Origin of the sequence: Mediterraneibacter agrestimuris (assembly GCF_943193195.1) — a bacterium.
In the GTDB taxonomy this organism is placed as follows: domain Bacteria; phylum Bacillota; class Clostridia; order Lachnospirales; family Lachnospiraceae; genus Schaedlerella; species Schaedlerella agrestimuris.
Map to the genome: position 1 here is coordinate 86,457 of NZ_CALPDG010000003.1, position 15,765 is coordinate 102,221.

A 15,765-nucleotide genomic window follows, 5' to 3' on the forward strand; every position below is an offset into this window, starting at 1 on the left:
GAGAAATCTATTAGTCCTTTTTTGCGTGTTTTTAGGAGGAAAGAGCATGATTACAGGAGAAGTGAATATGAACATTTGGGCAGTAGGAACAGATGATGGGAAAAGCACTTATGAGATTCGACGAAAATGGGGAGAGGAGGGAAAGAAAGCATTAGTGATAGAGTTGTACCCTACTATTTCGGTAGAGAACTGTGGAGTGTTAGACGTATCGACTATGCACTTGATAAATCATGTGAATGATTTTGGGTGGAAAGAAATGCGGATTGTCAATCTGTATGCAAATGTTATTACAAAGAAGCCGAGTGTCAGCGAGTTACAAGAAAACAGTCTTGCATATATAGAGGAGATTTTAGAAGAGGAGGATATAAAGGCATATGATATTGTGATTGCATGGGGAAATTCATTGCTCACACATAAAGGAACAACCAATGTCAAAATAGATTTATTGTCTATGTTGGAAGAAAAAGGACTTGATAAGAATGTAAAATGTATTTCTGTAGAGGGAATCAGTATGAAAAGTATCGGGGTTCATCCGCTCTATTTAGGATTGCATTATCCAAGAGAGAAATGGAATTTGATAGATTACCCATTAAAAGAAAGTTTAAGTGCCTTAGTGCAGAATGAAAAACAGGATAAGGCAGAGAAAGAGAAGAAAGTGACGAATACAGCCAAAAAGAAAGGAAAGGCAGAAAAGCATGAACATAAAAATCAAGACGTGGGAAGCGTTGAAAATGTTAAAACAGGTCAATCCGTTGTTGACTAACAATGAGATTCCGTTGGAGATTTTAAACACCGTTGAGGAATTACTTGAGAATAAGGATATAGGAAGAAATGGATATATTTCTATCATCCTGACACCTGTTCAAGATGATACATCGGATATTTTGGAAGAACTGAATCTTGACCATACTTTAGTTCGGATTCCGGACAATAATTTTCTTCAAATCGACATTAAGAACAAGAAGCACCCAATGAATGAGAATAGGAGATGGGTTAGTTATGACTTGGAATTTTTAGACAGACAGGGAAAGGTGTATGCTATCTATTCCATGAAAACGATAGGAGAGTGAAAAGATGATTAAAAAATTTTGGACGATTACACAAAAAGAAGAAATCGAGAAGTACTGTTCTGAGTATGAGATTCCGCAGGATATCATAGCGGAGATATTCAGAATTATTCATATTTTAGACGAGAACTATGGTGTGGACAGAGCGTTAGAGTCTGATGGCGGATATGTGGCTTTGCTTGTAGAAGAAAACTATTCAGAGGACTACGAAACGATTTTGAAAGAACATAATTTGAAAAAGAGTTATGCTGAGTTTCAAGACATTTTTCCTGTAACAGAAAAAATAGAATGGTGTTCGGATTTATACATAGTGACGAATGATTATGGAATTACAATCATGTATCCGCATGAGAAGCAATTAAGATAATTGGAAATAATATCGTCAATCATTAAAATGGAAATTGCCTATTTCTTTTTTGTAGTTCTACCAAGAAGATAATCGACGGATACATCGTAATAGTCGGCTAATTTCATAAAAACTTCGATAGGAATATTTACTTTTCCTAATTCATATTTGGAATAGGTTGTTTGCTTTATATTAAGATAATCAGCCAATTCCTGTTGCTTTTTATCGTTATCTTCTCTGAGATTTCTGATTTGTTCAAATACCATTTATTATATCGCCCCTCTTCTTTTCTTTAATTATAAAAAGTCTTGTCACGACTATTGAAAAATAGTCGTATTACGACTATAATTAAAGAGAAGAGTTTGTAAGATATTTAATTTTGCGATAAGAGGAGGGGTGGAGTATGCCTAGTCCAAGAGAAACAGGTGGACCAATAGTAAAAACAGGACCAACAATGAATCAAACGAGAAGTAGAAATAAAAACGGTCAATGGAGAAGAAAACGCAGTGATTCTGGAGTTGCTAGGGGTTCAAGAACTAAATAGGTTACATCAATATTTAAATTGAATGAATTTGGATTTTTTAAAGAGGTGATAAGGTGAGTAAAAACGATGTTTGGAAAGAGGAAGAAAAAGAAAGCAAAACTCAGAAAGTAGCCGAATTTGTTGTTGAAGCGGGTAAAGAAGTAGTTATTACTGCATTAACAACTGCTGTGGCAATAGGTGTAGGTATCCTTATGCATAAGGATAATTAATTGAATAGTGGAAGTTTATCTAACTTAATTTGAAAAATATATGAGAATTATAAGCATTACGAGCATATAGCGATACGTTATATGCTCGTAAATTTTGAAATAACACTTTACAAAAGAATATAAATTGGTGTTAAATTACTATTTGTAGAAAAGAAAGGGGAAAGTTTATTATGAGAAAATTTAGTTGGAAATTAAAAACAGTGTTAATATTTTTCTTATTATCAACTATTGTTATAACATCGGTGGTTGGATGTGGAAACAACAATAAGAAATCAGAAGAACCTAAAAAGAAACAAGAAAAGGCAGTTGAAGAGGATGATAAAGAAATTCAAGAAGAACCGTTAGTGGAAGAAACTAATAACGATTTCGATGAAAATGCAGGTGCTTATCTTGGTGATGGTCCAAGTAATACTGAAAATAATCAACCATTTAAAGAATATTATGATGTATTTCCTAAATGGATTGAAAGAGAATTTATGCCTAGATGTCAGAATTACTTTTTGGGAAATCCATACGAAAATGGAGAAGTATATAGACTTAGATTAACTACTGGGTGTTATGGAGAATATTCTATTAAATTCCAGTTAACTAAACTGAAAGTAACTGTAAGAACTGAAAGTTCTGAGTGGAGTGATGACATTTCAGGAACAAGTCAAGAAAGTTCAAAAACGTTTTTTAATTATGATAATATTTCTCCAAATACTTGTGTTGTTACAAAAATGGAAGATGGTTATCCTAAACCATTAGAAAATTGTAATATTACTGGATATTTAGGAATTGGTGATGGAGAAGGTGGTAATGCCGTTTGTAATACTTTTGGAGACACTCCATTCACTAAGGAACTTATCTACGCTCCAGGAACAGAAATTGTAAATAATAAAATTTATTATACTTTTGGAGAATATTATGGTGAAGATGCATCATTTAAAGTGGATTTTACAAATGTGAATAAAAATGATACTATAACAATCAATACTAATATTCAAGGATTTTCCGATATTAATGGAAAAGAATTTAAAGCGGATTGGGAATTTGGAATTGAAGATGGAGATTCTTTAAAAGACCCTTTAATATATCCGAATGAAATGCATGGAGGATATGATTGGAATGAGCAATATCCTAATCCGCAATCTTATGATTCGTTATTATACTAATTTGAAAAAGGCTGATACATGGATGGTGTATCAGCCTTTTCAGATGGGAAGTTTTTGATTAATATCAAATATAGAAAAAGGAAAGGGAAAATATGGAATACGTTATGATTGGAACAGGAATGGCAGTAGCAATTACTTGCATTTTGATTTTAGAGATGATAGAATACAGGAGGATTCAAAATGAAACGAGAAAAGTTATTTGAGTATTTTTTACAAGGAATTACAGTGATTGTTACTCTATATGAAATATCAAGGACAGGTAAACGAAGTCGAAGAAAGTGACAATTTTAATACAGGGGAAATCCCAAGATAATGCAATTCCTACATGGATGGTGTACTGCCAGTCATATAGCACCCAACAGGCGGCTATATCACAAAGATAGGCGAAAACCATTAAAGAACGACCCTGACTGTCTGGAATTTCCAGACAGTCAGGGTTATTTTGATTCAATGTCACATTTATAACGATGGATTAACGAGAAAATATAATTGTTTAGATTGAAGGAGAAAGGAGAATCGGGGAGTGGAACCTTTGAAACGTGAAGATATATTTGGATATGTAAAAAAACATTATAGAACAATTCCGGAATATCTTTGGGAAACATCTCCGGAAAGCGCAGTACTGCGGCATAAGAAAAGAAAGTCTTGATATGAATGAAAAAATTTTGATAGTCGATGATGAAAAAGAAATAGCAGATTTAGTAGAGCTTTATCTGAAAAATGATGGTTACAACGTGTATAAGTTTTATAATGGAATGGATGCATTAGAATGTTTGGAATCCGAAAAAATGGATCTGGCGATTTTAGACGTCATGCTTCCGGACATTGATGGGTTCCGCATCTGTCAAAAGATCAGAGAACAGTATTTTTATCCGATTATTATGCTGACGGCAAAGGTAGAGGATGTAGATAAAATTATGGGACTGACGATCGGAGCTGACGACTATATTACAAAACCATTTAATCCGTTGGAAGTTGTGGCAAGGGTCAAGACGCAGCTTCGCCGTTATGTCTGTTATAACAAAGCTGCGGGAATAGAAAAGGAAAGTGTACCGATTACAGAATATGACATTAACGGACTTATTATTAATAAGAATACTCATAAATGTAAGTTGTATGGAAAATCAGTTACACTGACTCCGATAGAATTTTCTATTCTTTGGTATTTGTGTGATAACAGGGGGAAAGTTATATCTTCCGAGGAACTCTTTGAAAATGTCTGGGGTGAGAAGTTCCTTGATAATAATAATACGGTTATGGCTCATATCGGAAGACTTAGGGAAAAACTGAAAGAGCCTGCCAGAAATCCGAAATTTATCAAAACAGTATGGGGAGTAGGATATACCATTGAAGAATAAAGAAGAAAAGAAAATAAACGGAGATTATACACAACTCCAGACAAAAATACTAATCAGGACAGCGGTGGTGTTATTCGGGTCGCTTGTTTTGGTTTCTGTGACTCTTAGTTTATTAAGCGGACGTTTTTCAAATGCTATTGTAGGCTTTTTGGAAAAAATCTATCAGGATTATGAAACGGCGCTGGTGGTATACATCTATCTATTTCGGGATAATAAAGAATGGTTTGTCGTGGCAGCCGCTTTTGTGTCGTTTCTAATTATTTTACGGCTGTACCTGAAAGGCTTTACAAAATATTTTAATGAAATCAACAGAGGAATCAACGCTTTAAGAGAGGAAAATTCAGAGGATATCGCACTATCCACAGAACTTGCATCAACTGAAAAAACAATCAATGCGATTAAGCATACTCTTGAACGGCAGAAATCTGCGGCGAAGGTTGCGGAGCAAAGGAAAAATGATCTGGTGGTGTATCTTGCTCACGACTTAAAGACGCCGCTTACATCTGTGATCGGATATTTGACGCTGCTTAGGGACGAAAAACAAATATCAGATGAATTAAGGGAAAAGTATGTATCTATAGCATTGGATAAGGCAGAACGGCTGGAAGATTTGATTAATGAATTTTTTGAGATTACACGTTTTAATCTTTCTAACATTACACTTGAATACAATGTGATAAATCTAACCCGTATGTTGGAACAGTTGGTTTTTGAATTTAAACCAATGCTTGCAGAAAAGAACTTGAATTGTGTCCTTGCGATAGAGCCGGATAAGATGATACACTGCGATGTAGACAAAATGCAGCGAGTATTTGATAATTTGTTGAGAAATGCAGTGAATTACAGTTATGAAAATACAGAAATTTTCATTGCAGTCATACAAATCGAGGATATGCTTCATATTAAATTTACCAATCATGGTAAAACAATACCAAGAGAGAAATTGGAATATATTTTTGAGCAGTTTTATCGTCTTGATACTTCTAGGAGTACGGCAAATGGCGGTTCAGGTTTGGGACTTGCCATTGCAAAGGAAATTGTAATGCTGCACGGAGGGGAGATTACTGCCCGGAGTGAAAATGAAGAAGTCGAATTTGAAGTGACACTTCCTTTGTCGTAGGAAAATTGTAAGAAATTCCATATAAAAAATTGAGATGTCCGTTGGACGGAACGAAAAAACAGCGCTTTTGTTTTTGATACAATATTTGTGTCAAGACAGAAGCGTTGTTTTTTAGGAGGAATTTTTGATATGGGTCAAACGAATAGGAAGTGTAAACGTAGGAAGAACAGGCGTAAGCAGTATTTTTTGCTTACAGGCATTTTATTTTTAGCTTTGTTATCCACAGGTATTTCTTTGTGGTTTGGTTTTCAGGAGACGGCGAAAAAGGACGGCATGATTGATGAAGAACAAATTACACATATATATAATAATACGCAAGATACTGGAGCTGATGAGCCGTGGAATTTGATACTTGTTAATCAAGAAAACTTGATTCCGGACAATTACAATGTAAAACTGGTTAAAGTAGAGGGTGGCGAACGTGTAGACGAGCGTATCTATGAACCTCTCATGGAAATGCTGGAAGCGGCAAGGGAGCAAAACTGGGGAGAATTACCGAAGGTTGTATCCGGTTATCGGACGCAGGAAGAGCAACAGAGTATGTATAATGAAAAGATTGGACAATTTCAAAGCGAAGGATATTCAAACAGCGAAGCTGTGAAGCAGGCAGAACAATGGGTTGCCGTACCAGGGTACAGCGAGCATCAGTTGGGGACTGCTGTAGATATCAACGGGGCAACCTTTGATGTTTATTTATGGCTGCAGGAAAACAGCTATAAATATGGATTTATTTTTCGGTATCCGGGCAGTAAAACAGATATTACCGGAATCGCGGAGGAAGTATGGCATTACAGATATGTAGGGAAAGAAGCAGCTAAAGAAATCTATGAAAGAGGAATCTGCCTTGAGGAATATCTTTGGGATTTATAATGCGAGAAATCCTATCAGATGAATAAGTCAAGCTTATTCGTGGAAAAATAAGTATTATTTTTGTGGAGGTAGTAAGCATATGTATGGCTCCTTTTATGGCTGGTATCTGAAATGTCAATCAGATACACAGACTTTAGCGGTAATACCTGCCGTTCACAACGCAAGGAACAAACGTACTTGTTCCATTCAGATTATTACAGATAATGATGCATGGACAGTTACGTTCCCGGCAGACGCGTTTCATCGGACAAGAAGGAATATTTTTATTGAAGAGAATCAATTTGGTGAAAATGGTATTCACCTGTCTATACACACGCCACAGTTGGTTGTTCAGGGAAAATTACATTTTGGTTCCCTTTGTCCATTAAAATATGATATTATGGGTCCGTTTGCGTTAGTGCCGTTTATGGAATGCCGCCATAGTGTGTGGAGCATGCGGCATTTAGTTACGGGAAATGTGAATATCAATGGAGAAAAATATTCTTTCCAGCATGCATTGGGCTATTGGGAAGGAGACCGGGGACGGTCATTCCCTAAAAAATATATATGGACGCAGTGTTGCTTATCGGACGGGTCTTTAATGTTGTCAGTGGCGGATATTCCTATGGCAGGCATTCATTTTACTGGTATTATAGGTGCTGTATTGTGGCGGGGAAAAGAGTATAGAATCGCTACTTATTTGGGAGCCAAAGTTGTCCGGATTCAAAACAAAGCAGTACGGGTTATACAAGGAAATCTGGAATTGGAGATTCGGCTGCTGGAAGCTGCAGAGCAGCCGCTTAAGGCGCCGGCGAAGGGAAATATGGTAAGGACAATTCATGAAAGCGCATCCTGCCGGGCTTTTTATCGATTTTGTAAAAAGGGCTGCATTCTATTTGCCTTTGAAACAGACAAGGCATCAATTGAATATGAATATTTTTCTTGAGTATATGATATGGAATTACAGTTATTGTGATGATTAGGCAGATTAAATAAAGTCATATGCCGGATAACTGTGGAAATGATTTTTGTGTGGTGTCTTTGGATAACAACTATAAATAAAGTTCTTATGTGCTGTTGTTAATTCTGCATTCATCCACATATGTCGAAATACCCCTCCACGTGTGATATAATCTTTTTCTTTTCTTCTATTTTACAAAAATAGTGAAAAGCATTACTTATTGAACCTGTATATCCTTTTGTGTATACTGCATTTACCGTTTTACTTTTACTCCATCTAGTAACGTGATTGGCAGCCGCAGTATTTCTCTGACCTCCGAGGAACACGAAGTTCTAACCGAGTATTTCCGACTTCGGTTCAGGTTCGACGACATGGAACGCCAGCGGTTATATTTCAGAGGACATACCGACTGTATTTCGTATCTGAAAAAGGTCGGGGCGCTGTAAATTGAATATTTCAGCATAAGCGGTACGGAGTTTTTCTGTACCGCTTTTTACATAGTCAATATAAAATTCAGAACCAAAAAAGAAATAGAAATAGAAAAGTTTTTACCAAATTTCAGTAAGAACAATTGACTGATCAGAACTTTTTAGATATACTAATAGTAAAGGAGGAGATAGTATGATTGTTAGACCCCATTATTTAGATTTATTGAAAACCTACCGTGATGTACCGTTAGTAAAAATCCTTGCAGGTATTCGCCGCTGCGGTAAATCTACGATTTTAGAAATGTTGCAGGACGATTTGATAAAAAGCGGCGTTCCCGCCGACCATATTATCAGTATGCGCTATACCTCGGAAGATTTTGACGACGGTATGACCGATAAGGATATGTATAACGGCATTAAAAAGAAAATGACCGATGGCGAGCGTTACTATCTTCTGCTTGATGAAGTACAGGAAATTACAGGTTGGGAAAAGGCCGTCAACAGTCTGCTTGAAAACACCAACACAGACATCTATGTGACCGGTTCCAATTCCAAGATGATGTCAAGTGAAATATCTACTTACCTGACGGGACGGTATATCTCAATCCCCGTGTTTACGCTCTCTTTTTCCGAGTATATGGAGTTCAAAAAGGCAAGCGGCCGCACGCCGAAAGAACTGCTTACCAGGTATATCCGCATGGGTGGTTTTCCTATCGTTGCGCTGAGTAATTTTGACGAGAGTGCGGCATATCAGATCGTCGAGGGGATTTACAATTCAGTTATCACCAGCGATATAACGAAACGGCACAACATCACGAACTTTGATCTGTTCAACCGTGTTGTGAAGTATATCGTTGAAAATGTCGGTAAGACCTTTTCCGCAAATGCTATCGTAAAGTTTTTGAAAAGCGAGGGGCGTTCTCTCTCGGTGGAATCGGTGTATAACTATCTGGAATGGCTGGAAAAAGCCTTTGTGATCTACCGCTGTCAGCGATACGACCTGCAAGGAAAATCCGTGCTGAAAACGCAGGAGAAATTCTATCTGGCTGATGCTTCCCTGAAATACTGCATGATGGGTTTCAATCCGAAGTCTGTTGCCGCTATGCTTGAAAACATCGTGTACTTTGAGCTTCGCAGAAAAGGCTATGAGGTTTATATCGGCAAGAACGAAACGAAAGTAATTGACTTCGTGGCGGTACGGCGCGATGAACGTATCTATGTGCAGGTGTGCCGCAATCTGCCAGAGGAATCCGACCGTGAGGTTGCCAATCTGCTTGAAATCAAAGACCACTATCCCAAGTATGTCGTGACCCTTGATGAGCTTGCCGCAGGCAATATCAATGGAGTGAAAATCGTACATTTAGCGGATTTTCTGTTAGCTGAGGACTATTAAATTATGGGTATTAGCAAACAAGGAGGCGATATTTATGAATTATTTGTTGGCAGCTAAAATGCGTTACTATCATGACGATAACTCGGAAACAATTTTATCGAAAGTTTGTGATTCAATTTCTCGAAATTTGAGTGGGGGTAAGCATGAGTTACTTTGTATATTTGATGATATAATAAATATCGAACCCTGTTGCTACTGGAACAGAAGCAGCATATAAATTGAATCCATTATGCGAAATCCTTAATAAAAAAGTTTTAACAAACTCACTGATGCAGTTAATATAAACATACGCAATGCGATCAACCGTTTAGTAGTGAACGGCTTATGACAAGGGGATTATAATGTAAAAAAAGTTTGAAAATTCTGTAAAAAATGCTATACTAAAGGATAAATGGTAACAGCATGGCAGAAAAGCTGAGTGTTTATATAAAGTAGGAAGAGAGGGAGGGACTGATATGTCGGGAGCTCCGGAATATGAAAAGCTGGATTACAAACTTGATATAATAGACGGACATGTGGTGAAAGCCCCGGAAGATTATCAGAATCCAGAACAATTATATGAAGCATTAATAGGCAGAATACGGAAGTATCATCCTTCTGCCGATATTTCTATGATAGAAAAGGCATATAAGATAGCGGTAGGAGCCCATAAGGGACAGGTGCGTAAGTCAGGCGAGCCGTATATCATCCATCCGCTCTGGGTTGGAATTATTCTTGCAGATTTAGAGATGGATAAAGAAACGATCGTGGCAGGAATGTTGCATGATGCAGTAGAAGACACAGAGATGACGTTGGAAGATGTAAGCCGGGAGTTTAGTGAAGAAGTAGCGCTGCTGGTAGACGGTGTCACGAAGTTAGGGCAGTTGTCTTATTCACAGGATAAGCTGGAGATACAGGCAGAGAACTTGCGTAAGATGTTCCTTGCCATGGCGAAGGATATTCGTGTTATCATTATCAAGCTGGCGGACCGGCTGCACAATATGCGGACACTGGAGTTTATGCGGCCGGAGAAGCAGCAGGAAAAGGCGCGTGAGACAATGGATATATATGCGCCGATTGCGCAGCGTCTCGGTATATCCAAGATTAAGATTGAACTGGATGATCTGTCTTTGAAATATCTGCAGCCGGAGGTGTTTCAGCAGCTAGTCAAAGATTTGAATGACCGCAAAACAAAGCGGGAAGAATTTGTACAACAGATTGTAAAAGAAATTTCCAGTCACATGGAGAACGCGCATATCAAAGCGAAGGTATATGGCCGGGTGAAGCATTTCTTCAGTATTTATAAGAAGATGGTCAATCAAAATAAGACGCTAGAACAGGTTTATGATTTGTTTGCCGTCCGGATTATTGTGGATTCTGTGAAGGATTGTTATGCGGCGCTTGGTGTGATTCATGAGATGTATACACCCATTCCGGGACGCTTCAAGGATTACATTGCCATGCCGAAGATTAATATGTACCAGTCCTTGCATACGACATTGATGGGACCGTCAGGTCAGCCGTTTGAGATTCAGATTCGTACCGAAGAAATGCATAAGACGGCGGAGTACGGTATTGCTGCCCACTGGAAATACAAAGAGGGCAATGATGCATCCAAGAGTATGAAGTCTCAGGAAGAAAAGCTGAACTGGCTGCGCCAGATTCTGGAATGGCAGAGAGATATGTCCGATAACCGGGAATTCTTGAGTCTGCTGAAGGGCGATTTGGATTTATTTGCAGAGGATGTTTATTGTTTTACTCCGAACGGAGATGTGAAGAATCTTCCGAATGGTTCTACCCCGGTGGACTTTGCCTATGCCATTCATAGTGCAGTAGGAAATAAAATGGTAGGCGCAAGAGTCAATGGTAAGTTAGTCAATATAGACTATAAGATACAGAATGGAGACCGTATTGAGATATTGACGTCCCAGAATTCTAAGGGACCGAGCCGTGACTGGCTGAATATTGTAAAGAGTCCGCAGGCAAAGTCCAAGATTAACCAGTGGTTTAAAAAGGAATACAAGGAAGACAATATTATACGCGGACGCGAGTTGATGATGGCATACTGTAAGACCAAGTCGGTGGATGTCAGCAATATTTTAAAGCTGAAGTACCAGCAGATTGTACAGCGTAAATATGGTTTTAGGGACTGGGATGCGGTGATGGCGGCTATTGGTCATGGAGGTCTTAAAGAAGGTCAGGTTGTAAACCGTCTTGTTGAAGAGTACGAGAAGGAGCACAAGAAAGAGACTACGGATGAATCTATTTTAGAGAAACTGTCTGGTGTGGGCAATCAGACTGTGCATATTGCCAAGTCCAAGAGTGGGATTGTGATAAAAGGAATTGACGATATGGCAGTAAGGTTTTCTAAGTGCTGTAATCCGGTACCGGGAGATGAGATTGTAGGCTTTGTGACGAGAGGACGTGGAATGACTATCCATCGGACAGATTGTGTTAATATGCTCCATTTATCAGCGGCGGAGCGGGAACGTCTCATTGCTGCAGAGTGGGAGAATGATGGTGACGGTGAGAACGGCGGTCAGTACCTGGCGGAGCTTAAGATGTATGCTTATGACCGTCAGGGTATGCTGATGGACATATCTAAGATACTTACGGAAGCAAAGATTGATGTGAAATCTATGAATATCCGTACCAGCAAGAAAGGAACGGCGACCCTTGATCTGGGATTTATTGTTCACAGCCGTGAGGAATTGAACCGGATTATTGAAAAGCTTCGTCAGATAGAAGGTGCGATTGATATTGAGAGAACGGTAGGTTAAGTAAATGAAAATAGAGAAGTTTGTAATAGGAATGGTATCTACCAATTGTTATATTGTGACAAATGAAGAGACAAAGGAATGTTTTATGATTGATCCGGGCACATTTCGTCCGGAGATCGTGTCTCATATCAGAAGTGGAGGACTGACATTAAAGGCGATTCTTCTGACTCACGGACATTTTGATCATATTATGGGAATTGATGGATTTTTGCAGGAATTTTCTGTTCCGGTTTATGCCTGTGAAGAAGAAAAGAAGCTTTTGGAAAATGAAAGGTATAATGCTTCTATTATGTATGGAGAAGGATATACATTTACCGAGGCAGTATATGTGACGGATGGACAGATTCTGGATGTGGCAGGGATGAAAATCCGGGTGATTCACACACCGGGACACACTATAGGCGGATGTTGTTATTATCTGGAGGATGAACTGGTACTGTTCAGTGGTGATACACTTTTTCAAGAGTCCATCGGGCGTGCAGATCTTCCCACAGGGAGTGCAAGCGCTTTAGTGCGTTCTGTCCGTGAAAAACTTTTGATACTGCCAGAAGCAGTGCGGGTCTATCCGGGACACGAAGAAATGACTACTATTGAAATGGAACGGAAATACAATCCGTTCATTTAGAGTGTAATAAAAAGGATATATTATGATAGAAATTATCTGCAAAGAGACACTGTATACTTATAATGCATACCATATCACTAAGGCATTTTTCCCGGAGGAGAAAATATACCAGCGTGTGGATGAAGAGCAAGAACCTCTTGTAATGTTAGAAGGAAAAGGAGGTCCTTGCTTTTCCATTGCCCTGTCTTTGACAGAGGGAGAAGACAAAGCGTCAGTGAAGTCTGAGCGCGACAATAGAAAAATATGTGAAACAGAGAATGAGCAAGAATCAGTCAAACGTCAGAAGAAAAAGAGACAGGTAACAAAGCTGCTGTATCAGTTTCTGAGTAAGGAAACAGGAAAAAGTCTTGCATGGGGAATGCTCACGGGAGTACGCCCAACCAAACTGGCTATGCAGAAATTGGAAGAGAATATAAGTGAAAATGAAATTACTAAGTTTTTAAAAGAAGAATATTTTGTATCTGATAAGAAAGCGTATCTGGCGGTTCAGATTGCCTTGAGAGAGAAAAAGCTGTTGGAGAAACTGCGTCCTGAGGGATTTAGCCTGTATGTGGGGATTCCATTTTGCCCAAGTGTTTGTTCCTACTGTTCTTTTAGCTCTTCGCCTGTGGAACTCTGGAAAAGGAGGATAGATGATTATTTGGATGCGCTCTGCAAGGAAATCCGGGCATTGGGAAAGCTGTCACAGGGACGGCAGCCGGACACGGTATATATTGGAGGCGGGACGCCGACCAGCTTAAGTGCAGGGCAGTTGGAAAGTCTGCTTGCAACGATTGAAAAAGCCTTTTCATTGGAAAGTGTTTTGGAATACACGGTAGAAGCCGGACGGCCCGACAGCATCACAAAGGAGAAGCTGGAAGTAATCCGCCGTCATCAGGCGACACGGATTTCTGTAAATCCGCAGACCATGCAGCAGAAGACGTTAGATTTAATCGGACGCAGACATACGGTGCAGGATGTAAAAGACATTTTCCATATGGCAAGAGAACTTGGATTTGATAATATCAATATGGATCTGATTGCCGGACTGCCCGGAGAAAATGCAGAGGATATGGCAGATACATTAAGGCAGATCGAAGAAATTCATCCTGACAGTCTGACGGTTCATTCACTTGCGATCAAACGGGCAGCCAAAATGGGACAGGAAATGAAAACGGCACATTCTGCGAAACAGATGAGACCGGATGGGAAAATGCAGGCGGATGATCAGCGGCGGGAAGATTCTTTATGTGGTCAGATCGCAAAAATGGTGGAAGACAGTGCGGCATCAGCAGCGAGGATGGGGCTTTTGCCATATTATTTATACCGCCAGAAAAATATTGCGGGAAATTTTGAAAATGTTGGCTATGCAAAGGTTGACAAAGCCGGAATATACAATATACTTATTATGGAGGAAAAGCAAACGATCCTTGCCGCAGGAGCAGGGGCAGGAACGAAGATCGTACTGCCTGAGAAGATACGTTTGGATAATGGTAAGGAAACTAATCTGATCCGTATTGAAAATGTAAAAAACATCGAAGAGTATATTGGCAGAATTGACGAAATGATTGAAAGCAAATCTGCACGGATAGCAGAATTATTACAATAGGTAAAGAAAAGGAGTTTATTATGGCATTGAAAAAGAAACCGGTTACCGGAATGAAAGATATGATGCCCGAGGAGATGGAAATCCGCGATTACGTGATCGCGTTGATTAAAGATACTTACAAAGCATTTGGATTTTCTTCTATGGAGACACCGTGTGTGGAACATATAGAGAACCTGTGCAGTAAGCAGGGCGGCGACAATGAGAAGCTGATCTTCAAGATTTTGAAGCGTGGAGAAAAATTGAAACTGGACACTGCAAAGGAAGAAGCGGACTTAGTAGACGGAGGTCTGCGTTATGATCTGACTGTACCCTTGTCCCGTTATTATGCAAACAATGCCAATGAACTGCCGTCTCCGTTTAAGGCATTGCAGATGGGAAATGTATGGCGTGCGGACAGACCCCAGCGAGGCCGTTTCCGTCAGTTCATGCAATGTGATATCGACATTTTGGGCGAGCCGTCCAATCTTGCGGAGATTGAACTGATCCTTGCAACGTCTGCACTGCTTGGAAAACTGGACTTTAACAATTTTACTATCCGTATCAATGACCGTCGCTTTTTGAAGGCAATGGCGGCATACAGTGGATTTGCAGAGAGTGAGTACGATCAGGTATTTATTACACTGGATAAGATGGACAAGATTGGAATGGACGGAGTCCGGAAGGAATTGGAGGAAAACGGCTATGAGAAAGAAGCGGTCGGCAAGTATCTCCAGATTTTTGAAGAGATTACGAATGATGTGGAAGGCGTTCGGTGGTGCAAAGAAAAGCTGGAAGGTTATCTCCCGGCGGATGCGGCAGAATCATTGGAAATGATCATCACAAGTGTGGAAAACGCCAAAGAAGCAGACTTTAAGATTAGTTTTGACCCTACACTGGTACGCGGAATGTCTTATTATACCGGAACAATTTTTGAGATTGCAATGGATGAGTTTGGCGGTTCTGTTGGCGGCGGCGGACGTTATGATGAGATGATCGGAAAATTTACCGGACAGAATACACCGGCAGTCGGATTTTCCATTGGATTTGAAAGAATCGTTATGCTTCTTTTAGAGCGTGGATACAAGATTCCCGCAAGCCGTCAGAAGAGAGCTTATCTGCTGGAGAAGAAATTAGGGCCGGCAGAGCTTTTAGATGTTCTGGAACAGGCAAAGAAGGATCGTGCGGATGGTATGCAGGTTATGATTGCCAATATGAAGAAGAACAAGAAGTTCCAGAAAGAGCAGCTTGCACAACAAGGCTATACAGATGTTGTGGAAGTGTTCTGTAAATAAGTTATGTTCAAATATTCTGATGTATATTGGATGACGAACATGGTTACAGAATTGTGTTATGTGAAGGCATAGAAGATAAAGAAAAAGGGATAG

The 15,765-nt window shown here is 39.4% G+C and carries 16 protein-coding genes and 1 pseudogene; 16 read left to right on the plus strand and 1 reads right to left on the minus strand.

Translation table 11 applies throughout. The features are described from left to right. The first annotated feature begins 46 nt into the window (after window positions 1-46). Genes NFS18_RS02625 through NFS18_RS02635 form a run of 3 tightly spaced genes read left to right on the plus strand, consistent with a single transcriptional unit; the run spans window position 47 to window position 1,434 of the window. Window positions 47-763, plus strand: a complete 717-nt coding sequence (locus NFS18_RS02625; RefSeq protein WP_173690881.1) for a DUF1643 domain-containing protein — start codon at window positions 47-49, stop codon at window positions 761-763. Further along, entirely contained in the window at window positions 732-1,070 is a 339-nt protein-coding gene (locus NFS18_RS02630) for a hypothetical protein (protein ID WP_004614432.1), read from the plus strand. Before NFS18_RS02625 ends, NFS18_RS02630 begins: the two co-directional genes overlap by 32 nt. Window positions 1,071-1,074: 4 nt before the next feature. Beyond that, complete coding sequence (locus NFS18_RS02635; protein ID WP_251387554.1) at window positions 1,075-1,434, plus strand: hypothetical protein; 360 nt, start codon at window positions 1,075-1,077, stop codon at window positions 1,432-1,434. Window positions 1,435-1,472: 38 nt separating this feature from the next. Here NFS18_RS02635 and NFS18_RS02640 read toward each other — a convergent pair whose 3' ends face one another. Continuing rightward, window positions 1,473-1,679, minus strand: a complete 207-nt coding sequence (locus NFS18_RS02640; RefSeq protein ID WP_173690883.1) for a helix-turn-helix domain-containing protein — start codon at window positions 1,677-1,679, stop codon at window positions 1,473-1,475. A gap of 331 nt (window positions 1,680-2,010) precedes the next feature. On the opposite strand from NFS18_RS02640, the gene NFS18_RS02645 reads away from it, so the two are divergent. The 13 genes and pseudogenes from NFS18_RS02645 to hisS all read left to right on the plus strand — a co-directional run bounded on the left by NFS18_RS02645 (window position 2,011) and on the right by hisS (window position 15,672). Then, window positions 2,011-2,166 carry a hypothetical protein gene (locus NFS18_RS02645; protein WP_173690885.1) on the plus strand — a complete coding sequence of 52 codons (156 nt, stop codon included), beginning with the start codon at window positions 2,011-2,013 and terminating at the stop codon, window positions 2,164-2,166. Window positions 2,167-2,336: 170 nt separating this feature from the next. After that, window positions 2,337-3,320, plus strand: a complete 984-nt coding sequence (locus NFS18_RS02650) for a hypothetical protein (RefSeq protein ID WP_173690886.1) — start codon at window positions 2,337-2,339, stop codon at window positions 3,318-3,320. A 532-nt stretch (window positions 3,321-3,852) separates the two neighbouring features. Beyond that, window positions 3,853-3,963, plus strand: a pseudogene (locus tag NFS18_RS19675) (MmcQ/YjbR family DNA-binding protein); the annotation flags it as partial. Between the two features lie 7 nt (window positions 3,964-3,970). Then, window positions 3,971-4,678, plus strand: a complete 708-nt coding sequence (vanR, locus tag NFS18_RS02660; protein ID WP_251387563.1) for a VanR-ABDEGLN family response regulator transcription factor — start codon at window positions 3,971-3,973, stop codon at window positions 4,676-4,678. Window positions 4,679-4,691: 13 nt separating this feature from the next. After that, window positions 4,692-5,798, plus strand: a complete 1,107-nt coding sequence (gene vanS / locus NFS18_RS02665) for a vancomycin resistance histidine kinase VanS (protein WP_251387856.1) — start codon at window positions 4,692-4,694, stop codon at window positions 5,796-5,798. Window positions 5,799-5,927: 129 nt separating this feature from the next. Then, a complete protein-coding gene (locus NFS18_RS02670; RefSeq protein WP_251387565.1) occupies window positions 5,928-6,668 on the plus strand; it encodes a M15 family metallopeptidase in 741 nt (246 codons plus the stop codon). Between the two features lie 79 nt (window positions 6,669-6,747). Next, the gene (locus NFS18_RS02675; RefSeq protein WP_251387567.1) at window positions 6,748-7,593 is read left to right on the plus strand and encodes a tocopherol cyclase family protein; all 846 of its coding nucleotides are present in this window, start codon (window positions 6,748-6,750) and stop codon (window positions 7,591-7,593) included. 299 nt (window positions 7,594-7,892) lie between these two features. Next, window positions 7,893-8,054: a DUF6664 family protein gene (locus NFS18_RS19900; RefSeq protein WP_408631543.1), complete on the plus strand. Its 162-nt coding sequence runs from the start codon at window positions 7,893-7,895 to the stop codon at window positions 8,052-8,054. A 175-nt stretch (window positions 8,055-8,229) separates the two neighbouring features. Then, window positions 8,230-9,429 (plus strand): ATP-binding protein, encoded by a 1,200-nt coding sequence (locus tag NFS18_RS02680; protein WP_251387569.1) that lies wholly within the window; start codon window positions 8,230-8,232, stop codon window positions 9,427-9,429. Between the two features lie 455 nt (window positions 9,430-9,884). After that, complete coding sequence (locus NFS18_RS02685) at window positions 9,885-12,188, plus strand: RelA/SpoT family protein (RefSeq protein ID WP_251387572.1); 2,304 nt, start codon at window positions 9,885-9,887, stop codon at window positions 12,186-12,188. A gap of 4 nt (window positions 12,189-12,192) precedes the next feature. Further along, the gene (locus NFS18_RS02690) at window positions 12,193-12,813 is read left to right on the plus strand and encodes an MBL fold metallo-hydrolase (RefSeq protein WP_251387573.1); all 621 of its coding nucleotides are present in this window, start codon (window positions 12,193-12,195) and stop codon (window positions 12,811-12,813) included. Window positions 12,814-12,835: 22 nt separating this feature from the next. Beyond that, the gene (gene hemZ, locus NFS18_RS02695) at window positions 12,836-14,401 is read left to right on the plus strand and encodes a coproporphyrinogen dehydrogenase HemZ (protein ID WP_251387575.1); all 1,566 of its coding nucleotides are present in this window, start codon (window positions 12,836-12,838) and stop codon (window positions 14,399-14,401) included. A gap of 20 nt (window positions 14,402-14,421) precedes the next feature. Next, on the plus strand, window positions 14,422-15,672 hold the full coding sequence (gene hisS / locus NFS18_RS02700) for a histidine--tRNA ligase (RefSeq protein ID WP_251387577.1): 1,251 nt from the start codon (window positions 14,422-14,424) through the stop codon (window positions 15,670-15,672). Window positions 15,673-15,765 lie beyond the last annotated feature (93 nt).